General features: G+C 65.7%; 15 protein-coding genes and 1 tRNA gene. 3 read left to right on the top strand and 13 right to left on the bottom strand.

What is annotated here, in order from left to right; genetic code table 11:
* Nucleotides 1-22: 22 nt before the first annotated feature.
* The 8 genes from V7778_RS07455 to V7778_RS07420 form a co-directional block, all read right to left on the bottom strand.
* Nucleotides 23-96: transfer RNA gene (locus tag V7778_RS07455), tRNA-Gly, on the bottom strand.
* A gap of 85 nt (nucleotides 97-181) precedes the next feature.
* The gene (locus V7778_RS07450; protein ID WP_335553335.1) at nucleotides 182-1213 is read right to left on the bottom strand and encodes a TraB/GumN family protein; all 1032 of its coding nucleotides are present in this window, start codon (nucleotides 1211-1213) and stop codon (nucleotides 182-184) included.
* 88 nt (nucleotides 1214-1301) lie between these two features.
* The gene (locus tag V7778_RS07445) at nucleotides 1302-3311 is read right to left on the bottom strand and encodes a methyl-accepting chemotaxis protein (protein WP_335553333.1); all 2010 of its coding nucleotides are present in this window, start codon (nucleotides 3309-3311) and stop codon (nucleotides 1302-1304) included.
* A 16-nt stretch (nucleotides 3312-3327) separates the two neighbouring features.
* Nucleotides 3328-5334: a methyl-accepting chemotaxis protein gene (locus tag V7778_RS07440; RefSeq protein ID WP_335553331.1), complete on the bottom strand. Its 2007-nt coding sequence runs from the start codon at nucleotides 5332-5334 to the stop codon at nucleotides 3328-3330.
* A gap of 19 nt (nucleotides 5335-5353) precedes the next feature.
* Nucleotides 5354-6169 carry a TorF family putative porin gene (locus V7778_RS07435; protein ID WP_335553329.1) on the bottom strand — a complete coding sequence of 272 codons (816 nt, stop codon included), beginning with the start codon at nucleotides 6167-6169 and terminating at the stop codon, nucleotides 5354-5356.
* A 267-nt stretch (nucleotides 6170-6436) separates the two neighbouring features.
* Nucleotides 6437-7924, bottom strand: a complete 1488-nt coding sequence (locus V7778_RS07430; RefSeq protein WP_335553328.1) for a UdgX family uracil-DNA binding protein — start codon at nucleotides 7922-7924, stop codon at nucleotides 6437-6439.
* The gene (locus V7778_RS07425) at nucleotides 7921-9156 is read right to left on the bottom strand and encodes a putative DNA modification/repair radical SAM protein (protein WP_335553326.1); all 1236 of its coding nucleotides are present in this window, start codon (nucleotides 9154-9156) and stop codon (nucleotides 7921-7923) included. The genes V7778_RS07430 and V7778_RS07425 overlap by 4 nt, the downstream gene beginning before the upstream one ends.
* Nucleotides 9157-9386: 230 nt before the next feature.
* Nucleotides 9387-9734: a hypothetical protein gene (locus V7778_RS07420; protein WP_335553324.1), complete on the bottom strand. Its 348-nt coding sequence runs from the start codon at nucleotides 9732-9734 to the stop codon at nucleotides 9387-9389.
* 248 nt (nucleotides 9735-9982) lie between these two features.
* Here V7778_RS07420 and V7778_RS07415 point away from each other — a divergent pair, with 248 nt between their 5' ends.
* Entirely contained in the window at nucleotides 9983-10138 is a 156-nt protein-coding gene (locus V7778_RS07415) for a hypothetical protein (RefSeq protein WP_335553322.1), read from the top strand.
* 54 nt (nucleotides 10139-10192) lie between these two features.
* Nucleotides 10193-10342, top strand: coding sequence for a class IIb bacteriocin, lactobin A/cerein 7B family (locus V7778_RS07410; protein WP_335553320.1), 150 nt, complete (start codon nucleotides 10193-10195; stop codon nucleotides 10340-10342).
* 77 nt (nucleotides 10343-10419) lie between these two features.
* Here the strand turns inward: V7778_RS07410 and V7778_RS07405 are convergent, their stop codons facing one another.
* The 4 genes from V7778_RS07405 to prsT all read right to left on the bottom strand — a co-directional run bounded on the left by V7778_RS07405 (nucleotide 10420) and on the right by prsT (nucleotide 19549).
* Entirely contained in the window at nucleotides 10420-11988 is a 1569-nt protein-coding gene (locus V7778_RS07405) for a tetratricopeptide repeat protein (protein ID WP_335553318.1), read from the bottom strand.
* A 6-nt stretch (nucleotides 11989-11994) separates the two neighbouring features.
* Nucleotides 11995-14208 carry a putative bifunctional diguanylate cyclase/phosphodiesterase gene (locus V7778_RS07400; RefSeq protein ID WP_335553316.1) on the bottom strand — a complete coding sequence of 738 codons (2214 nt, stop codon included), beginning with the start codon at nucleotides 14206-14208 and terminating at the stop codon, nucleotides 11995-11997.
* A gap of 20 nt (nucleotides 14209-14228) precedes the next feature.
* Nucleotides 14229-16382, bottom strand: coding sequence for an HDOD domain-containing protein (locus V7778_RS07395; RefSeq protein WP_335553314.1), 2154 nt, complete (start codon nucleotides 16380-16382; stop codon nucleotides 14229-14231).
* Nucleotides 16383-16747: 365 nt separating this feature from the next.
* A complete protein-coding gene (gene prsT / locus V7778_RS07390; RefSeq protein WP_335553312.1) occupies nucleotides 16748-19549 on the bottom strand; it encodes an XrtA/PEP-CTERM system TPR-repeat protein PrsT in 2802 nt (933 codons plus the stop codon).
* Between the two features lie 192 nt (nucleotides 19550-19741).
* Here prsT and V7778_RS07385 point away from each other — a divergent pair, with 192 nt between their 5' ends.
* The gene (locus V7778_RS07385; protein WP_335553310.1) at nucleotides 19742-20539 is read left to right on the top strand and encodes a VPLPA-CTERM sorting domain-containing protein; all 798 of its coding nucleotides are present in this window, start codon (nucleotides 19742-19744) and stop codon (nucleotides 20537-20539) included.
* 24 nt (nucleotides 20540-20563) lie between these two features.
* Here the strand turns inward: V7778_RS07385 and V7778_RS07380 are convergent, their stop codons facing one another.
* Entirely contained in the window at nucleotides 20564-21859 is a 1296-nt protein-coding gene (locus V7778_RS07380) for a multidrug effflux MFS transporter (RefSeq protein WP_335553308.1), read from the bottom strand.
* Nucleotides 21860-21878: the final 19 nt, after the last annotated feature.

The following is a 21878-nucleotide window of genomic DNA, read 5'->3' as shown; positions in this document are numbered from 1 at the left end:
CCCAGTCGAGGTAGTCAAGGGATGGAGCGGGTGAAGGGAATCGAACCCTCGTCTTAAGCTTGGGAAGCTCCTGCTCTACCATTGAGCTACACCCGCGTTGCCAGCATTCTACGCGCGTTTGCCGGCATTTGACAAACCTTCAAGCAATCCGGCCTGGCGAATCGCACGGGCCGGACGGGCTTCAATCAGGCTGTTCGACCGTATAGCCCTTGGCCGCCAGCGCCGCAATCACGCCCTTCGGGTCGATGATGTCCTTGATCTGCAGCAGCGCGAAGGTCGAGGCATTGCTTGCCAGCGCCTGCTCGGCCGCCGCCAGCCACTTCTGGCGCATTAGCGTGCGCATGTTCTTGAAGGCCGGATCGGCGTCGAACACCGCGCTGTCGAACACATTGCTGAAGCAGGCTTCCTCGCGCCCGGCGAAGTCCAGCTTGCGGATCTCGTCGATGTTGCCCTTTGCCCAGGCTTTGGCGCGCGCGCTGGCCTCGGCAATCTCGGACTCGAGCGTGGCCATGGTGTTGGTCAGGCAGGCGACGTCGTTGAGCGAAGTCTTCTTGAAGTTCTTGAGCATGGTCCGCGCATTGTCCATCGGCAGGTCGACGGTGGAGGACGTATATTTGAGCTTGTTCTTCTTGACCAGCTCCTGCACGCGCTTGCGCACCGCCTCGTCGCCATGCAGGCCCGCCTGCTTGCGCGCGATGCGCATCAGGGCTTCGGCGGCGAACACGGGGCGCTCGCGCTCCGCATCGTCGTTGTCCGGCATGTACCTGGCCTTGAGTTCGGTCCAGCGTGCATACTGCTCCGGCGGCATCAGCTCGCGCAAGGTGGCGCCGTCGGGGTTCTTGCGGATGCCGATCAAGTGCGGCAGCAAGGTGATCGCCTTGAAAATTCCCGCGTCGGCCTTGGCGCCCATTGGCGCCAGGTATTCCTGCGAGCCGGCAATCGCCGCCTCGACTTCGTGCGCACGCCATTCCATGTTCTTCGGCAGCGGCGCATAGGTGCCGAACACCCACAGCACGTGTCCGTCCTTCGACACCTTCCACATGCCCGGCCCGGGACGCTGGGCCACCACATGGATCTGCTCGGGGACGCTCTCCACTTCGGCTTGCGCCTCCAGCGGAACCGGGGCGGGATCGCCCGACTGGGCCAAGGACGGCGCTGACCACAGATACTGGCACAAGCACAGGCACAGTGCCGGAACAGCGAATTTGCTCATGAAGACATCCTGTTGTTATTGATGTGTGACGGAGCTTACCGCGTTTGCTCCGGTCACCACCAGGTGGTAACAGGATGTTGCAAATCCATTAGCCAAGCATCAGCGGGGCGCGCTCCTTGTCCAGGCGCGGCTGCGATGCCTGGCCGTCCATGCGGAACTCCGCCACCAGGGCCACCAGGATGGCCGACTGCTGCTGCAGGCTTTCGGCTGCGGCGGCGGCTTCCTCGACCAGGGCGGCGTTCTGCTGGGTCACGCCGTCCATCTGGCCGATGGCCTGGTTGACCTGGCCGATGCCGGCGCTCTGCTCGGCGCTGGCGGCGGTGATCTCGGCCACGATGTCGCTCACGCGGCGCACGCTGCCGACCACGTCGTCCATGGTCTGGCCGGCTTCCGCCACCAGGGCGCTGCCGACGCCGACCTTGTCGACCGAGTCGCCGATCAGGGTCTTGATCTCCTTGGCCGCCGCGGCGCTGCGCTGGGCCAGGTTGCGCACCTCGCTGGCCACGACCGCGAAGCCGCGGCCCTGTTCGCCGGCGCGCGCCGCCTCGACGGCCGCGTTCAGGGCCAGGATATTGGTCTGGAAAGCGATGCTGTCGATAACGCTGATGATGTCCACCACCTTCTTCGACGACTCGCTGATCGAGGACATGGTGTCGACCACGCGCGCCACCACCTCGCCGCCGCGGGTGGCGGTTTCCGACGCCGACCGCGCCAGCTGGTTGGCCTGCTGGGCGTTGTCGGCGTTCTGGCGCACGGTGCTGGTCAGCTCTTCCATCGAGGCCGCGGTTTCTTCCAGCGCGCTGGCCTGCTGCTCGGTGCGACCGGACAGGTCCGTATTCCCCTGGCGGATTTCACCGGCAGCCGTGGCCACGCTCTCCGAGCTTTCGCGCACGCGGCGCAGCACGCTCTCGATCTTGGCCACGAAGCCGTTGAAGCCGCTGGCGATGGTCGCCAGTTCGTCATTGCCATGCACATCCAGGCGGGCGCTCAGGTCGGCGTTGCCGCTGGACAGGCCCGTCATGGTCTGGCCCAGCACCCGCAACGGGCGGGTCAGGCGGCGCAGCACGGTGACCATGATCAGGGCCGCGGCGATTGCGCAGGCTACCGAGACCAGCAGGTTGTAGCCGACCAGTTCGCGCGCCGAGGCGGTCGCCACGCTGCGCGGGAAGCTCAGCGAGATCGCCCATGGCGCGATGTCCGGATGCACGCGCAGCGGCTGCAGCAGGTGCAGCACGTCCTGGTCGTCGAGGTACTGGTAAGGCTGGCCCTGGCGTACCGCTTCCAGCGCCGCGGCCGGCAAGTCGTCGGCCTTCTTGCCGTTGCGGGCGTGGTCCTTGTTGCTGGCGTAGAGGCCGCCGTTCGAGATCAGCGCCAGGGTGCCGCCTTCCATCGTCTTCAGGCCGGCCAGCATGGCGCCGAGCTTGGTGAGCATGAAGTCGCCCGTGACGGCTCCATGGAATTTGCCGTTTACCATGATCGGCGCCACCAGCGAGGCGATCAGCTCGTCCTTGCCGTTGATCGGATACACATAGGGCTCCGAGAAGAACACGCGGCCACTGGCCTTCGGCGCCTCATACCAGGCGTTCATGGCGGCGTCGCTGCCGAACACGATGGGCTCGATATTGACCTTGCCATCCGCGCCGCGCGAGAAGTACGGCATGTAGCGGCCGCTGTCGTCATAGTGCGGCTTCTGGCCGGCAAATTCGGCATCCTTGCCGTCGAGCGCGTTCGGCTCGAAAGTCGCAGCGCTGCCGACCAGGTCTCCGGCGCGCGAAATGTGCTTGTGGATGATGTGGTTGATCTGCTCGCGCGTCGGCGCCTGCTGGGCGCCGACCGTGGCTTCCAGCGCGCCAGCGATGGCGTCGATGCCGGCCATGTTCTGCGCCAGGCGGCCTTGCAGCATGGCGGTGGCTTCGCGCGTCAGCGTGTGAGCATGCGCAATCGCCTCGGTTTCAGCGCTCTGGCTGCTCTTGACGCCGATGAAGGACGAGGTGATGCCCAGGCTCAGCACCACCAGCGTGGTCGCGGTGGCGCAGATCTTGGCGCTCAAGGACAGGGAAAGTCGGCGCGCCGGGCGCGCGTGCGTGGTCTGGCTCATGTTGGTTCCATGCTTTTCAATCGATCATCAACTGCGGAGGGTTCTTCGCGAGGCGCGTAGGGACGGCGGGCTGGCCCTGGATCTTGAATTCGCCCACCAGCGACACCAGCAGGGCCGACTGGCGCTGCAGGCTTTCGGCTGCGGCGGCGGCTTCCTCGACCAGGGCGGCGTTCTGCTGGGTCACGCCGTCCATCTGGCCGATGGCCTGGTTGACCTGGCCGATGCCGGCGCTCTGCTCGGCGCTGGCGGCGGTGATCTCGGCCACGATGTCGCTCACGCGGCGTACGCTGCCGACCACGTCGTCCATGGTCTGGCCGGCTTCCGCCACCAGGGCGCTGCCGATGCCGACCTTGTCGACCGAGTCGCCGATCAGGGTCTTGATCTCCTTGGCCGCCGCGGCGCTGCGCTGGGCCAGGTTGCGCACCTCGCTGGCCACGACCGCGAAGCCGCGGCCCTGTTCGCCGGCGCGCGCCGCTTCCACCGCCGCGTTCAAGGCCAGGATGTTGGTCTGGAAGGCGATGCCGTCGATGACGCTGATGATGTCCACCACCTTCTTCGACGACTCGCTGATCGAGGACATGGTGTCGACCACGCGCGCCACCACCTCGCCGCCGCGGGTGGCGGTTTCCGACGCCGACCGCGCCAGCTGGTTGGCCTGCTGGGCGTTGTCGGCGTTCTGGCGCACGGTGCTGGTCAGCTCTTCCATCGAGGCCGCGGTTTCTTCCAGCGCGCTGGCCTGGTGTTCGGTGCGCGAGGACAGGTCGCTGTTGCCCTGGCTGATCTCGTTCGCGGCCATGGCCACGCTGTCGGAACTGGTGCGCACGCGCGCCAGCACCGATTCGATCTTGGCCACGAAGCCGTTGAAGCCGCTGGCGATGGTCGCCAGCTCGTCGTTGCCGCGCACGTCCAGGCGGGCGCTCAGGTCGGCGTTGCCGCTGGACAGGCCGGTCATGGTCTTGCTCAGCACACGCAGCGGGCGGGTCAGGCGGCGCAGCACGGTCACCATGATGAAGGCCGCGGCGATCGCGCACACCACCGAGACCAGCAGCGCATAGCCGATCAGGTCACGCGCCGATGCGGTGGCCACGCTGTGCGGGAAGCTCAGCGAGATCGCCCACGGAGCGATGTCCGGATGGATGCGCAGCGGCTGCAGCAGGCGCACCATGCCCTTGGCGTCGACGAACTCATAGGATTTGCCCGCGCGTACCGCATCGAGCGCGGCGGCCGGCAGGTCCTCGGCCTTCTTGCCGTTACGGGCGTGCTCCTTGTGGCTGGCGTACAGGCCGCCGTTCGAGATCAGCGCCAGCGAGCCGCCTTCCACCAGCTTCATCTCGGCCAGGATGGCGCCGAGGCGGTTGACGTTGAAGTCGGCGCTGGCGGTGCCCTTGAACTGGCCGTCGACCAGGATCGGCACCACCAGCGAGGCCATCATGACGTCCTTGCCGTTCACCGGGTACAAGTATGGCTCGGTGAAGAACATGCGCTTGCTGGCCTTGGGTACGTCGTACCAGTCGTTGGCGCCGGGCGTGGTCGGGAAGATGATCGGCTCGACGCTCACGCCGTCCGCGCCGTTACGCGTGAAGTAAGGCATGTAGCGGCCGCTGTCGTCGTACATCGGCTTCTGGCCGGAGAATTCCGCGTCCTTGCCGTCTAGCGCATTCGCTTCCATGGTCACGGCGGCGCCGAACAGGTCGTCGGAGCTCAGCAGCGCAGCCTTGGTCATCTCGGCAATCTGGTCGCGCGCCAGCGGCTGGGCCGCGGCGAGGGTCGAACGCATGGTGCCCGCCATGGTGGCGGGAATGGCCAGGTTGGCGCCAATGCGGCTCTGCATCGCGGCGGATGCCTCGCGCGCCGAGGTGCGCGCCAGGTCCATCGCCGCCTCTTCGGCACTGTGGCTGCTCTTGACACCGATGAAGGCGGAGGTGATGCCCAGGCTTAGCACCACCAGCGCGGTGGCGGTGGCGCAGATCTTGGCGGTCAGGGACAAGGACAGGCCGCTACGCGGCTTCGTCGGTTCGTTCATGGTGGATGTACTCCGCAGGTCAGAAGGTCTTGGCCACGCTGACGGTGAAGGTGCCCTTGGCGGGGTTCGAGACGGCCAGCTTGCCGTCGCCGCGCGCCATGCCGGTGGTGTAGCGGTCGTAGGCGTCGGTCGCGCCGCGGGCACGGGTCCAGGCCGTGGACACGGTCCAGCCGCCGTCGAAGCTGCGGGTCACGCCGGCTTTCACGTCGCGCCAGTTCCAGTAGTCGTTGCCCGCGCCGGCCACGCGGCCGTCGCCGGCATGCAGGTTCAGCACGTAGCCGCCGCCCAGGTCGTGGTTCATGCCCACGTCCAGGTAGCCGGTGCCGCGCGCGTTCACGATGCCGAAGAAGTCGCGCGTCATGGTGCGGTTGTACTTGGCGTAGAAGGACTTCCAGGTGACGCCGAGGGAGAGTTCGCCGTAGTTGAACTTGGTGCTGGTGGCGCTGATCGCGGCGCCCGGATAGAGGTAGTAATAGGCCATCAGGCTGTAGCCGACCGGACCGGCCGTGCCGCTGTAGCCGCCGTACAGGTCCCATTCGACGCGCCCGCCCTCGACGAAGCGGTCGCTGATGGTCGAGGCCCAGGTGCCGGCGGACCAGCCATCGGGACGCACATAGTCGACACCCACCTGCAGGGCCGGACGGCCCCAGGTCTGGCGCACGCCGCGCGACACGTATTGCGAGGCGACGGTCACGGTGGTGGTGATGGGCAGCGCCGCGGCTGCGACGGGCGTCATGGTGGCGGGCGCCGGAGGGGCGTCATCGGCGTGCACCGCCGGGATAGCCAGCATGGTCAGGGAGAGCACCGGCAAGAGCCGGAAAAAGGCGGATTTCATCGTCAATCTCAATCAAGTCGGTTCACAGCGGTGCGCGGCGTGGTGCGGCAGGATATCCAGCCGGCGCATTCAAAGAATTAGTTCCTTGCGGAAATTCTATGGGCCGAAAGAGAGTTTTCGAGAGAATTTGGCTAATGCGATAACGACTTTTTGCTGAGCTTGCGTCATCGGCGCAACAACCCGGCAAAAAGCGTAGATAGCTTGTAAATAGGCGCAGTTACAGTAGAACGACCGTGCTGCGCGATGCGTCACGCATTGAACGATGACTTATTGGAGTGGCTCGGGGAGGTCCGGACGTTCCAGCAGTTCCTGGGCCAGGCGCAGCCCTTTCACCATCACGGAAAAGGCTTCGTGCTTGGACGCTTCGTCGGGGACGCGCAGCACGTAGGACGGGTGGTAGATGGTCACGACCCAGCTGTCGCCGTGGCGCACCGGCCGGCCCAGCGTGTCCTTGAGGGTGACGTTCTTCTCTTGCATGACCGACTTGAGGGCGGTGGCGCCCATGGCCACGATGACCTTGGGCTTGCAGGCCGCCAGTTCCTTCTCGAGCCAGTAGTGGCAGGCCTCGATCTCGCGCTGGACCGGCGTCTTGTGCAGGCGGCGCTTGCCGCGCGGCTCCCATTTGAAATGCTTGACGGCGTTGGTGAGGTAGACGGTCTTGCGGTCCAGCCCGGCCTGCTCGAAGACCTGGTCGAGCAGCTTGCCGGCCGGCCCTACGAAGGGCGCGCCGGCCAGGTCTTCCTGGTCGCCCGGCTGCTCGCCGACGATCATGATCGGCGCGCGCTTCGGCCCCGCGCCGCCGACCGCCTGGGTGGCGTGTTCCCACAGCTCGCAGCGCCGGCATTCGTCCAGCTTCGACGGCTGCTGGCGTTCGGGCTGGGCGGCCTCGGGCGCGATCGGGATGGTGGCGCCGCTGCGCCGTCCCACCGCCTGCACCTGGCCGATGCGGCGCGCGCCCAGGCCGGCCTGGCTCACCAGCGACGGCACCAGGGCGCCTTCCGGCAAATTCTTCCAGAAACGCGAAGGGATGTGGCTCTGCATCACCGAGGTATTCAGGCGCGCCGGGTTGAAGATGCTGCGGTAGTAGGTGAGCCAGAGCGCCTCGCCGCTGTCCTCGAGGTCGGCGGCGCTGGACATCAGCGGGCCGCAGTTGTGCAGGGTGTTCCCGTCCCACAGCACGCTGGCCTCGGGGGTGGCGATCATCCAGCTCACCTTGCCCATGCGGCTGACGAAGTGTTCGGCGACCTGGGGCAGCACGTCGTGGCGCGGCTCGAACCAGGCCACGAAGCGCGGCGCGCCGGCCTCGATGGGACGTTCGCGGAAACGGATGTAGGCGTGCATGTCGTGCTCCTCGCGGCGCACCGCCTTGACCATGGCGTGCAGGCGCGCGCCGTCCGGGTCGGCGGGCGACTGCACGTCGTGCTCGCCCAGCTGCCAGCGCCACAGCACCCGGTATAAAAAGGCCCAGCGGTCGGCCTCGCGGTAGCAGGCGGCGGATTGCAGCATGTCGAGCAGCGAGCGCGGCAAATGCGGTGCCGGTTTCGGTTCCTGCAACTGGATAGGCGCATTATGCGGGGGGCTTTCCGGCGCCGGCGCACCCGAGAACAGGTCCGCGCCGGGCGCGCCCCAGGTCACCGCCTCGGGCGGCACGCCGGCGCGCAGCAGCTCGCGCGCCGCCTCGCGCCACTGCGCGAAGCCGTTCACTTCCAGGGCCCGGCCCTGCAGGACGGCTTGGGCGGCGCCCTGGGCGTTCATGCCGCCTGCAGCTCCGGCCAAAGGTTCATCTGCTGCGCGGGCTGGTGGTCGGCCAGGTGGCGGCGCAGGATGCCGGACTCCGCCGCCCCTTGCGCCGGCTTGTAGTCGGCGGTGACCACGAAGGGCGCCAGCTTCTTGAGACTGCAGCGCAGGCGCGACAGGTCTTCCCAGCGGATGCGGCGCAAGCGGCGCAGCTCCACCAGGCGCTTGGCGTTGCGCAGCCCGATGCCGGGGATGCGCGCGATCATGCTGGCGTCGGCGCGGTTCAGGTCCATCGGGAAGTGATCGCGGTTGGACAGGGCCCAGGCCAGCTTGGGATCGACGTCCAGGGCCAGGTTGCCGCTTTGGGGCATCAGCTCGCCCGCCGTGAAGCCGTAGCCGCGCAGCAGGAAGTCGGCCTGGTACAGGCGGTGCTCGCGCAGCAGCGGCGGCGGCGCGGCCGGCACGCTCTTGGGGCTTTGCGGAATGGGGCTGAAGGCCGAGTAATACACGCGCTTGAGCTTGTAGCTGCCGTAGAGCGTCTCGGCGGTGTTCAGGATGGTGTGGTCGTCGCTGGCGTCGGCGCCGACGATCATCTGCGTGCTCTGGCCGGCCGGCGCGAAACTGGGCGCCTTCGGCTCCTCGGCCTTTTCGTCGAGTTTGCGGCGGATCGAACCCATCGCCAGCTTGATGGTGTGGACGCTTTTTTCAGGCGCCAGGCGGGTCACGCTGTCGTGGGTCGGCAGCTCGATGTTGACCGACAGGCGGTCGGCCCAGCGTCCCGCTTCCTCGATCAGGGCCGGGTCGGCGTCGGGAATGGTCTTGAGGTGGATGTAGCCGCGGAACTGGTGCACCTGGCGCAGCTGGCGCGCGACGGCGACCAGCTGCTCCATCGTGTAGTCGGCCGAGCGGATGATGCCCGAGCTCAGGAACAGGCCGTCGATGTAGTTGCGCAGGTAGAAATCCTGGGTCAGCTTGACCACTTCCTCGACCGCGAAACGGGCGCGCGGCACGTTGGAACTGCGCCGGTTGATGCAGTACTGGCAGTCGTAGATGCAGAAGTTGGTCAGCAGGATCTTGAGCAGCGAGACGCAGCGGCCGTCGGGCGTGTAGCTGTGGCAGATGCCCATGCCGGTGGTGGCGCCCAGGCCGTCCTTGCCCTCGGATCCGCGCTTGGGCGCGCCGCTGCTGGCGCAGGAGGCGTCGTACTTGGCGGCATCGGCCAGGATTTCGAGCTTGTCGTTGAGTTCCATCGCGGCGGCTTGACTGTATGAACATACAGTATAGCGCGGCGAACCTCTACCCCGACTGCGCCAGCACAGGTAACGGACGTTTTAGTGGTTCAAAGTCGGGACACCAAACACAACAGCCACAGTAACTTGTAGCACCATTACTTAGCAATAATAAAGCGCAAATTATACCGACTCGGAAATTCGGAATATCAGCAAAAAGACGTGTGCTGACAATCTATCAATTGGGAATGTTACCGCGCTTGATGCTTCCTGCATGAGGCGCTCAGAAGAAGCACTCCGCCAGCAATAAGTGCTAGCGGAGAGATCGACAAATCCACACCACTTGCAAACCGAAGAGCAAAGCCTATCAGCGTGTACAGCAGAAAAATTATGCCCCACGCGTAAAAAAGCGCGCCACGGCCCAGACCAACGTGCGGACGGAATATATAAATGCAGCCGCTTGCGATGAGGATAAAGAACAAGATACTACCAATCAGTCCGGAATACTGCGCTCCAAATAATTCCCGATTGACCGTCGCTCCGGTTGCAGCGAAAAGTAAAGCCACCCCAATATGGGCAAATATATAGAAAAAACGCACTGCTAACCTCATTGCATTAGACGAGAAGCTTCATTCCGCGAAAACAGCTGTACCAACACTTTCGTATTGAATCTTATCATCCAGCATTAGGAACATTGCGTCAAGTTGCAATTTTACAACCAACATTACCGTGATTATGTTGATGGAATTATTTGCAATTTATGTTTGACAGCGATGTCGAATTAATAAAATAATTTATCTGCTTGGAATGTCTCTAAGCACTTTAACAAGCGTTAGAAAGAAGAGTCATGCAGGAACTGAATTTTTTTGAAATTGAAGCTGTGTCGGGTGGCGAAAAGAGCGCCGCATACGAAATGGGTAACAACATCGGCAAAGCGCTGCGCTGGGCATGGGACAATATCCCGCGCTTCCCGGCCCCAAATACCGATCACTACGTTTCGTAAGCACTCAGCATAAAAGCTGATTGATGTCGTTTACTCAAAGATTAAGGTAATATTATGCAAGAACTGACTTTCGCCGAAATGGAATCGGTAAATGGCGGCCGCGCCTTGGCGCTCGCTGCCATCGCACTCGGATTGATCACTGGCGCCGAACAAGTACGCGACTTCACCCGTGGCCTCATTGATGGCCTGTTTGAAGCGCAATAATCGCGGCTGAAGAGAAGGCGGCTTGAGGGCCGCCTTTTTTTCTGAAGCAGATCCGTCGTAGTCTTAAGCCGTCCGCCCTACAGTAATCGCTGCGCCTGCGCCAGCACCTGCGGCTCCATCCGTCCGGCGATCTTCTTGAGATAACTCCCCGCCAGCGCCACCCCCGCGCTCCCCGCCCGGTGCAGCCAGGCATAGGCCTCCACCAAATCGCGCTGCGCGCCCTGCCCCGCCGCGTACATCACGCCCAGGTTGTACTGCGCCCGCGCATGCCCCTGGCGCGCCGCGCACAGGTACCAGAAATGCGCTGCTTCGTAGTCGCGATCGACGCCCTTGCCGCAGTCGTAGTGCAGCCCCAGCTCGAACTGGGCCAGCGCGTGCCCCTGGTCGGCCGCCTTGTGGAACCAGTCGGCCGCCTCGCGCGGGTCGCTCTCTTCCATGCGGTCGAGCAGCGCACCCACCATGTACTGGGCCGGGGCGTAGTTCTGGGCCGCGGCGCGGCGGTACCAGGCCAGGGCTTGCGCGCTGTCCTGGGGCACGCCGACGCCGCCCTCGTAGCGCAGGCCGAGGTCGAACTGGGCGCGCAGATGGCCCTGCTCGGCCGCCTTGCGATACCACGCGGCCGCCTGCTCCACATCCTGGGCGATGCCGTTGCCGCTGTCATAAAGCTGTCCCAGGTGGTACTGGGCCGAAGGCAGGCCCTGTTCCGCCGCCTGGCGGTACCAGTGCAATGCCCGCGCCGGGTCGCGCTCGACGCCCTGGCCATGCTCGTAGCGCATGCCCAGGTTGTCCTGGGCGCCCGCGTGGCCCTGCTCGGCCGCGCGCAGGTACCAGCCCAGGGCCAGCTCCTCGTTGCGCGGCACGCCGTGACCGCTGTCGTAGATGAGGGCGAGGTTGAACTGGGAACTGGCGTGGCCCTGCTCGCCGGCACGGCCGTACCACAGGATGGCCTGTTCGCTGTCCTGGGGCAGGTCCTGGCCTTTGTCATAGCGCAGGCCGAGGTTGAACTGGGCCGGGGCATAGCCCTGGGCGGCCGCCTTGCGCAGCCAGTCCAGCGCCGCAAAGGGGTCGCGCGGCAGGCCCTGTCCGCTGTCGTGGCGCAGCGCCAGGTTGAACTGCGAGCGCGCATAGCCTTGTTCGGCGGCGCGCCGGTACCAGTCGAGGGCCGTGTCCAGGTCTTGCGGCACGCCCTTGCCGGTCTCGTACATCATGCCCAGGTTGTGCTGGGCGCCCGGCTCGCCCTGCTCGGCGGCCTGGCCGAACCAGTGCAGCGCCTGCTGCACGTCGTTCGGCACGCCCTGTCCTTTCGCATACAGCCAGCCCAGGTTGTACTGCGCCGGCGCATAGCCTTGCTCGGCCGCGCGGCGGTACCAGTAGGCGGCCTGGCCGAAGTCCTGCTCCACGCCCTGGCCCTTCTGGTACATCACGCCGAGGTTGTACTGGGCCTGCTCCAGGCCCGAGGACGCGGCCATGCGGTACCAGGCCACGGCCAGCTCGTAGTTGCGCGCCACGCCCTGGCCGTTGACGTACATGAAGCCCAGCGTGTGCTGGGCCTGGGCCACCCCGCGCTCGGCCAGGCCTTTTACGCGCAGGAATTCGGCCGTGTGGCGTTCCTGCGCGTCGCTGGAATGACTGGGAGTATCGAGCATGGCCGCTTACGCCTGGACAGCACGTAAATTCGGGCTCGACTGCGCACGCAGCGCGCCGATGAAGTCCTGCAGCGGAATCGGACGGTAGAAGAGGTAGCCCTGCATGGTCAGGCAGCCGTTGGAGCGCAGGTAGCGCGCCTGCTCCTCGGTTTCCACGCCTTCGGCGATCAGGTTCAGGCCCAGGCCGCGCGCGATCGAGATGATCGCCAGGATGACCGGGTAGTGCCCGTTCTCCTCGTGGATCTCCTTGACGAAGGACTGGTCGATCTTGACGGTGTGGATCGGGAAGCGGTGCAGGTAGGACAGCGAGGAATAGCCGGTGCCGAAGTCGTCGATCGCGATCGACACGCCCAGCTGGCACAGCTTGTTCAACTGGTCGATCGCGTACTGCGGATTGCGGATGCAGATGTTCTCGGTGATCTCGACTTCGATCTGGCCCGGCGCGATCCCGTAGCGCACCAGGGCGCCGCGCATCTTCTCGAAGAAGTCGCCGCGGTCCAGGTATTGCGGGGACAGGTTGAGCGACAGGCGCACGTTGCCGCCGCCGACCGCCTTCCATTGCAGCATGTCGCGGCACAGGGCGCCGATCATCCAGTCCGAGATCGGCAGCATCAGGCCGTTCTCTTCGGCGAAAGGCAGGAACTCGCCGGCCGACAGCAGGCCGCGGGTCGGGTGGTTCCAGCGCATCAGCGCTTCGGCGCCGACGATGCGGCCGGTGATGGCGTCGATCTGCGGCTGGTAGTACATCTCTAGCTCGTCCTGCTCCAGCGCGCGGCGCAGCGCCTGCTCCAGCGCGATCTTCTGGTGCGACACGTCGAGCATCGAGGTGTGGTAGAAGCTGTGGCCGTTCTTGCCAAGAGCCTTGACCTGGTACATCGCGATGTCGGCATGGCGCAGCAGCTCGTCGATCGATTCGCCGTCGCTCGGGTAGATCGCGATGCCGATCGAGGCCGAGATGTGCACTTCGTGGCCATCCAGGTCGAAGGGCTTCTGCAGGGTTTCCAGGAACTTGTCGGCGATGACGCGGGCGTCATCGCGGTCGCGCAGTTCCGGCAGCACGATGGTGAATTCGTCGCCGCCCTGGCGCGCCAGGGTGTCGCCCTTGCGCAGGCATTCCTTCAGGCGGCGCGCGGCCTGCTGCAGCAGTTCGTCACCTTTCACGTGGCCGAGGGTGTCGTTGACCAGCTTGAAGCGGTCCAGGTCGATGAACATCACCGCGAGCTCGGTCTGCTTGCGCTTGGCCTGGATCACGGCCAGGCCGAGACGGTCCTTGAACAGGATGCGGTTCGGCAGGTCGGTCAGGATGTCGTGGTAGGCCTGGTAGGAGATCACTTCTTCCGCGCGCTTGCGGTCGGTGATGTCGCGCGCCACGCCGTAGGTGCCGAAGAACTCCAGCTTCTTCACTTCCTGGTCGGGCACGTGCATGCCGATCGCGTTGAGCGAGATCGTCATCAGGGTGTTGTTGAAGGTGCGGTCGTGGCCATTCCCGCCGCGGCACTTCAGGCGCAGCTCGACGTTGCGCGAAGCGCGTTCGTCGACGCGGCGCTCGTTGAACACGTAGCGCGCGCGCTCCAGGTCTTCCTCGTGCACCAGGATCGAGTAGTGCTGGCCGATCAGCTCTTCGCGGGTATAGCCCAGCAGCTGGTAAGCGCGGTCGTTCACGAAGGTGAAGCGGCCTTCGTGGTTCAGGGTATAGATGATGTCCGGCGACGAGTCCACCAGGTAGCGGTACATCTTCTCGGAGGCCTCGAGCTGGTGCCTCATGCGCTCGTTGTCCGACGCCAGGCGGCGCTGCTGCAGGGCGTTGGAGACCGTGGTCAGGAGCTCTTCGCGGCTGTAGGGCTTGCGCAGGTAGTCGTAGGCGCCGCGCTTGAGGGCGCCGATCGCCGCGTCGATGCCGACTTCGCCGCTCATCACGATCACGTGGGCGTCGATGCCCTTCTCGTTGATGAAGTCCATGATGTCGTGGCCGCCGATGTCGGGCAGGCGCAGGTCGAGCAGGACCAGGTCGAAGCGCTGGCGCGACAGCTGGGCCAGCGCTTCGCTGCCCGAGGAGGCCGTGACCAGGCGGTAGCCGCGTCCCTGCAGCAGCTCATGGAGGGAGGACAGCAGGCGCGGTTCGTCATCGACCAGCAGCAGGCGTGGCAGGCTGTCGGTCCCCAGGGTATCCGAGATCGGAGCGGGTTCGCCGGAGTACATGGTGGCGGGGTTCGCGTTCATGGTGGAATATTCGAGCCGAACTAAGCTGAACCGAGCGCGCGCGCCGGCGGCAGGGCGACCGCCGTGCCGGCGCCGGACCACGCCGGCAGGAGGATTTCAAAAGCAGTGCCGGTGCGGCCGCTGCGGCAGGCGATGTGGCCGCCCAGCTTCTTGACCAGGCTGTGCACGATCGACAGGCCCAGGCCATGGTGGGCGCCGTCCTTGGTGCTCTTCACCGGCGAGAACAGGTTGGCCAGCACCTCGCGCGACAGGCCGGGGCCGTCGTCGCTGACCACCAGCTCGATGTAGAGCTGGCGCTCGCGGTTGACGTGGCCGCGGTTCAGGATCTCGACCCGGCCGCCGGCGCCGCTGAGGGCCTCGACCGCGTTCTTGACCAGGTTGACAAGGATTTGTTTCAGCACATCGGCGTCGCCCTCGATGCGGCTCGCGTCCTCGTGCATGTGCGACACGATCTCGACCGAGGCCGGCACGAAGCCGCTGGAGCGGAACAGGCGCAGCACGTCGTCGACCACCTTGGCCACGTCGGTGGCGCGCGGGCCGGCGTCGAGCGGCTTGAGCTCGGCCAGGCTGCCGATCAATTGGCCGACACGGTCGATCTCTTCGTTCAGGATCGACAGCTCGCCGCCCACCGGTTCCTGGCGCGCCAGCTTGCTGTCCAGGACACTCAGGTAGTTCTTGATGATCGACAGCGGGTTGTTCACCTCGTGCACCACGCGGCGCGAGGCCTCGCGGTATTCCTCGGCCACGTTGGCCAGCTGGCGGCGCGCGTGGCCGCGTTCCGACAGCAGGTTTTCCAGGGCGGTGGCGGCCTGGGCCCCGAAGGCCTGCATGAAGCGTTCGCGGCGCTGACAATGCGGGAGCTGCCAGGCGCCCACGCCGCCGATCAGGACGCCCAGGCAGCGCGCGCCCGCCACCAGCGGCAGGCAGACCAGGCTATCGGTGCCGAGCATGCGCAGCAGCTGCTCCTCGGCCATGCCGATCGGCTGGCGCTCGCGCTGGACAAAGGCGGGGCGGCGCTCGAGGGCGCTCTTGGCCACCGGCCCGCCCTTGGCGAGCGGCACGGCGAATTCGGCGATGCGCTGGCTGCCCGCGGTCGGCGCGCCCACCAGGGCGTGGCCGGTCGGGTTTTCCAGCAGGACGACGGCGTTCTCGAAATCGAACAGGATGCGCGCGGTGCGCGTCATCGCTTCCAGCAGGCCGGATTCGCCCTGCTGGCGCGCCAGGGTCTGGCCCACTTCGGACACCAGCACCATGTTGCGCACTTCCTCGGACAGGCGCTGCTGCACCGGATCGACGGGCGGCGGCGCATAGGCCGGCGGCGCGGGAATCTCGTCGGCGCCGGCCAGGTCGATGCCGAGATGGGCGGCGGCCTTGTCGACCTGGCGCGCGGCGCCGTCCAGCAGCTGCAGGGCCTGGGTTGCATCGAGGTTGCACAGCGCGGCGGCCTCGATCACGGCGGCCTGGTCGTCGGCATGGCTGGCCAGCACGTGGGCTAGGCGCACGGCGCGGATCAGCGGATGGGCCGATTCCAGGCGGTCGCTCGGCTCGTGGTGATAGAGCACCGCGTCGGCCAGGAAGGAATCGAGCTGCCAGCGTTCGATCAGCCAGGCGCCCGCTTCGGCGTGGGTGATCTGCAGGGTGCGCTGCTCGACCGCGCACAGGTCTTCGTCGTCGCGCGCGGTGAAGTTGAAGCCGTATTCCTTGGGTGCGGTGGCGAGCAAGGCCAGGCGGCCGACGTTGTGCAGCAGGCCGGCCAGGTAGGCTTCTTCATGGTGCGGGTAGTCGATCGCACGGGCGGCCTCGCGCGCCAGCACGGCGGCGGTCAGCGAGGTCTTCCAGAAGGCGCGCAGGTCGATGCTGCCCGAATGCGGGAAACTGTTAAAGGTCTGGAATACCGAGTCGCTGATGACCAGGGTCTTGATCATGTCCGTGCCGAGCGACACCAGGGACTGCTCGAGGTTCACGGTGCGGCCGTTGCGGTGGTAGGCCGAGCTGTTGGCGACGGCCAGCAGCTTGCCGGTCATGCCGGCATCCTTCGAGATCAAAGCGGCGAGCTCCGGCATCCCCAGGTCGTCCGCCTGGAGGTGCTCGATCAGCTTGACGAGGATCTGCGGCATTGCCGGCAGACGGGCAATCAGCAAACGATTGCGGATATCCTGGTCCGATTGGTGCATGTTATCAAACACGGCCGCCACTTGTGAAGGTTGGAAAGTGGCTGCCCGACGTGCCTGAAAACGGGTTGCCACAAGATCTAGTCTTTTCATCCATCGAACAGGCGGGGTTGTGGCCTGTTATTCCGTGGATGTAAAAAACTTGTCTTAGCATATATACATTTCTGATCAGGAACAATAGTTTCGGGAAAAACTGTTGCCTATCGGTTGTTCTGATAGTAACAGAGCAACAGAAATTGTTCACAGTCTTGAAATATTATTACGATTTGTATGCATACATGAAATATTGTTTCACTTGCAATGTGAAAGTGTTGCGTTAATGAAAAAGGCCGGGTGATCCCGGCCTCGGCGCGACGTGCTGGCTATATTCAGGGCAACTGGGCGAGCAGCCGTCTCGCGTTTTCCTCGTCGGCAAAACTCCCTTTACCGGCGAGCAGGGTTTCGAGCAGCTTGCGCGCGCCTGCCCCATCGCCCGACCTGGACATGGCCACAGCCAGGTGGTAAGCCGTGGCGCGTGCCTGCGGCGCCAGCGCATGCGCCTTCTTGAGCAGCGCCAGGCCGCGCGCCAGCTCGCCTTCCTCGACCAGGATCCACGCAAGGGTATCCATGACCGCGGGCTGCTCGCCGGCCAGGGCGACGGCTTTCTCGGCGAACTGGCGCGCGCGTGCATCCTTCATGCGCTGGTAGGCCAGCGCCAGGTTATTCAGGGCCGCGACCTGGCGCGGATCCTTCGCCAGTATCTCCTCGAATTGGGCGGCCGCCTGGGGGTACTGTTTTTCCCGCAGCAGGCTTTCGCCCCGGTAGAGCTGGACCCGCTGGTCGCCAGGGTGATCGCGCAGCCACTGCGCCAGTTGCGCAGCTGCCTGCTCGGGCTTGCCTGCCTGGCGCAAGGCATGGCTGATCTTGATGGTCAGCTCCGCATTCGGCGTGAACGCGTACGCGCGCCGGTAGGCTTCGAGCGCGCGCGCGGCCTGCTGCCGGGCCATCAGGATATCGCCTTCGAGCTGATAGCCCGCCGATGCCCGGGGATGCTTGCGCTGCATGCGCTCGGCCGTCATCAGGGCCAGCTCGTGCTGTCCCTTGCGTACCTGCAGTTCGGCCAGGGCCAGTTGCGCGGCGGGGAAGTCCGGCTGGATCGCCAGCACGTCCTTCAAGCTGCTCTCGGCCGCGATATCCTGCTTGAGCAGCAACTCCAGCGCCGCCACCTGCATGCGCGCCTGCGCGGAGCGCGGCAAGGCGGCCGCCAGCGACTTGTAGGTGCCGAGCGCGGCTTCAGCCTGCCCATTTGCCAGCTGGCCCTTGCCGAGCAGGTCGAGCAGGTCGGTATTTTCCGGATGCGCCACCATGAGCTTGCCGGTCAGGTCCAGTGCCTTCTGGGTCTGCCCGGTGCGCAGATATTGTGTGACCAGGCCGACCGACAACCTCAGCTCGCTAGATGCGGCGGCGGCCTTTTCCAGCCAGCCGGTGGCCTCCTGCGGCTTGCCCGCGCGGTCGGCCAGGATGGCGAGGGCCGTCAAGGCTTCGACGTGGTTCTTGTTCTTCTCCAGGAAGGCGTGCAAGTGCGCGCGCGCCGCGCCGGCGTCTCCGCCGCCCAGCGCCATTTCGGCCAGGTGAGCCGCCGCGGGATAGTAGTCCGGCTGCAGCGCCAGTGCGCGTTCGAACTGTTCGCGCGCCTTGGCCTGCGCTCCCATGGCCTGGTGAACGCTGCCTTTCAGGTCGGCCACGGCGGCGTTGCGCGCATGCGCACGCTCCAGTTTCTCCACCGAGGCCAGCGCCTGGTCGTAGCGCTTCAGGTTCATCTCCGCCCTGACCAGGGCGACGCCGGCATCGACGGCGCCGCGGTCCAGCTCCGTGGCGGCGCGCAGGTCGGCAATCGCATTGTCCATCTCGCCCATGCCGAGCTTGCTCAAGCCCAGCGAGGTGCGCAGCTCCGCCGAACCTGGCGCCAGCGCACTGGCCTGCTGGAAGAGGTCGGCGGCCTTGCGGAAGTCGCGCGCCTGCAGATGGCTTTCGCCCGCCAGCGCCATCAACTGGACGTCCTTGCCGCCCGCCTCGAGCGCAGGCGCCAGCAGGTCCAGCGCGTTGCCGGCCTGCCCGCTGCGCAGCAGGGAAGCTGCCAGCAGCTTGAGTGCATAGGCGTTGCCGGGATCGTGTTTCAAGTACTCGCGCAGGTGGCTCTCGGCCTGGTAGGGCGAGTTCAGGCGCAGGCTGATGGCCCCGGCGAGCAGCATGCTCGGCGCATGGTTGGGGGCCACACGGAGCAGGTGCTGCACCGATTCCCTGGCTTGCTGGTACTTCCCTTGCGAGAAGTACAGCAGCGCCTGGGTATAGGAAAGCAGGATGCTCCTGGGCGCCAGTTTGCGCACGGCGTCCAGGTCTTTCTGCGCCTGCTCGTACTGGCCCAGCACGATTTCCAGGTCCGCCTTGAGGATATAGGCGTAGCGCTGCCCCGGGTTGAGCGAAAGGACCCGCTGGTAGACGCGCATGGCTTCATCGCTGCGTCCCGTGCTGCGGAAGAGCTCAGCCTGGAACAGCAGGGCCGAGGTATTCGTCGGCTGGGCCGCGAGCGCGCGGGCGGACAGTGCCGACGCCTCGTCCGCGTGGCCGGTGCGCAAGGCCAGGCGTCCGAGCCCGAGCATGGCGGACACGGTGCCGGGCGCAGCCTGCAGCACCGCCTCATACACTTGCCTGGCCTCGTCCAGCCTGCCCAGGCCGCACAGGGCATCGGCGCGCACAACCAGCAGCTCGGGATCCCGCCCGGCGGCCGCCGCTTGCGTCTCATCCAGTGCTTTCTGGTACTGCGCTTGGAGCACCAGGGACTGCGCAAGCACGGGCATGGCGGCGCCGGCCGGGTAACCCAGCTTGAGCGCTGCGCGAATTTCCTTTTCCGCGCTTTCGGATTCGCCACTGTCGAGATAAACCTTGGCCAGCTCGAAGCGTGTCTGCGCATCCGCGGGTGCGGCCTGGATGGCATTCTTGAGCAGGATGACGGCTGCGCTGTATTCGCCGCGCTGCTGGTAATGCGCCGCTTTGCTGCGCAGTTCAGGCACCGGCGGCTGCTTGACGTGCAGCCCCAGGCCGACCGACAGCGCCACGGCGCCAATGACGGCGCCGCCGCCCAGCATGTGCTTGGTGGACCAGGTACGCCGCGTTGAGTGTTGTTCGGCCATCAGATTCTCGACGAAATTATTGCCATGGATTATGATTCCTTGCTTAAATGTCAGTCAATCTGTCGAGAACTTTTACATCGGAAACTGTTGTTTCCTGCGCTAACCTCACAAGCCATTGATTTATAACAATAATTTCCTAATGGCATGATCTGTGCTTCGCAGCCCCTACTCATCCATTATTACATGCCTCCCATGAAAAGATTGCTCGCCTACTCCATGACCGGCCTCGTGCTGCTTGCCGCACAGACCGCACATGCCGGGGACATCGGCGACTCCGCGGTCAATGGCTATTGGGGAGGCAACGATCACGGGGCGGGAGATGTGATCGGCGGCAGCCTGTACGACATCCAGGGCGCCCATATCTCCCGCGCCGGGGATGTGCTGACCGTCGTCATTTCGACCAATTTCGCCGGCCATGCGGGCGCCTCGCCCAGCTCGGCCCCGGGCGGCATCGGCTATGGCGACGTGTTCCTCGCGCAAAAATGGAACCCTTTCGGCACCGATGTCCACCACGCCAAGGACAACGCCGCCAACGGCACCCTGTGGGAATACGGCTTCAGCCTGGACAACCGCTTCAGCAACACCGGCGGCACCTTCAAGCTGTATGAACTGAACGGCACGACCAATGCGCAGAGCATCAGGAATGCCGAGTCCTACATGAGCTGCAGGAACGGGGTCGACTGCACCTACCGCGAAGGCCAGGCGACCGCGGTCAAGACCACCTCGTCGACCGTGCGCAACACGGGCCTGGTCGGCACCTGGAAAGTGCTGGCCGACCAGTCGCTGACCTTCAGCATCAACGTCGCCAAGAGCGACCTGGCGCAGTATTCGACCATGGCCCTGCACTGGGGCGAGACCTGCCAGAACGACGTCGTCGAAGGCATGACCAGGCTCGGCCACGAGGTGCCGCTGCCGGGATCGCTGCCGCTGCTGGCCCTGGGCCTGGGCGCGATGGCCGTCATCCGCCGCAAGCGGCAAGCACAGCAGTAATTCCCCGCTTTCCCCGATCCTCGTTTAGCGCCCCGCCCCGCTCCTGCCCATCTTGAGCATCCGGCGGCGGTAGCGGCGCGCCGTCGCCCAGAACGCCAGCGACAGCAGCGCGAATCCGGCCTGCCCCAGGGCCAGCGCCAGCACCGAATGCGACAGCAGCGGCGCCACCACCCCCGCCACGATCGCGCCCAGCAGGGTCGACACGAAAGACTGGCACGAGGCCACGGTGCCGCGGATGTGCGGGAACAGGTCGAGCGCCAGCAGGGTGGCGCCAGGCGCGATGATCGAGCTGCCGAAGGTAAAGAAGAACATCGGCGCCACGGTCCAGGGCAGCGCGGGCGGCAGGAAGATGTGGTAGGCCACGTTGAACGCGATCGCGCCCAGCATGAAAAAGAACCCGATGCGGATCTGGCGCGCGAAGTCCAGTTTGCCGGCCAGGCGGTTGGCCGCCAGCGCGCCCAGGAAGATCCCGCTCACGGTCGGCACGAACAGCCAGGCGAATTCCGACGGCCCCAGGCCGAGGCTCTCGGGCAGCATCACCGGCGCGGCCGCGATGTACAGGAACAGGCCGGCGAAGTTCAGCGCCGTGACGCCCGCCTTCATGTGAAACAGGAAGGACGAGAAGATCGCGCCATAGCTCTCGGCCAGGAAGCGCGGGTTGAAGGGCTGGCGCTTCTCCATCGGCATCGTCTCGGGTAAATGCTTCCAGCAGAACCAGCCCAGCACGATGGTATAGACGCACAGCGCCAGGAAGATCGCGCGCCAGTCGAACCAGGTGACGATCCAGCCGCCCAGCACGGGCGCGATGGCCGGCGCGATCGAGAAGATCATGGTCACCATCGACAGCAGGCGCGCCGCGGCGGTGTCGGAATACAGGTCGCGGATGATGGCGCGCCCCACCACCACGCCGGCCCCGGCCGACACCCCCTGCATGATGCGGAACACCCACAGGTAATGGACCGAAGACGCGGCCGCGCAGCCGAAGGTGCCGATGCCGAACACCACCAGCGCCACCAGGATCACGTTGCGGCGCCCGAAGGCGTCGGACAGCGCGCCATGCCACAGCACCATGCCGGCGAAGGCCAGCATGTAGGCGGTCAGGGTCTGCTGGACTTCGATCGGCGTGGCGTGCAGCTCGGCGCGGATCTGCGGAAAGGCCGGCAGGTAGGCGTCGATCGAGAACGGCCCCAGCATCGACAGGGCCGCCAGCAGGGTGGCGAGGCCGCCGGCCGACAGCATCGCGATCTTGTGGGGCTTGGGCAAGGGGACCGGTATGACGGGGTCCTTGGGAAGATCGGGCGGTTCGGTCGGCGGCAGCATCGTGGGTCCTTCGTGGGTC

This window comes from Massilia sp. DD77, from assembly GCF_036961685.1.
Classification (GTDB): Bacteria; Pseudomonadota; Gammaproteobacteria; order Burkholderiales; family Burkholderiaceae_D; genus Telluria.
Note: the sequence above shows the minus strand (reverse complement) of the source record. Positions and strands in the feature narration are given on the sequence as shown.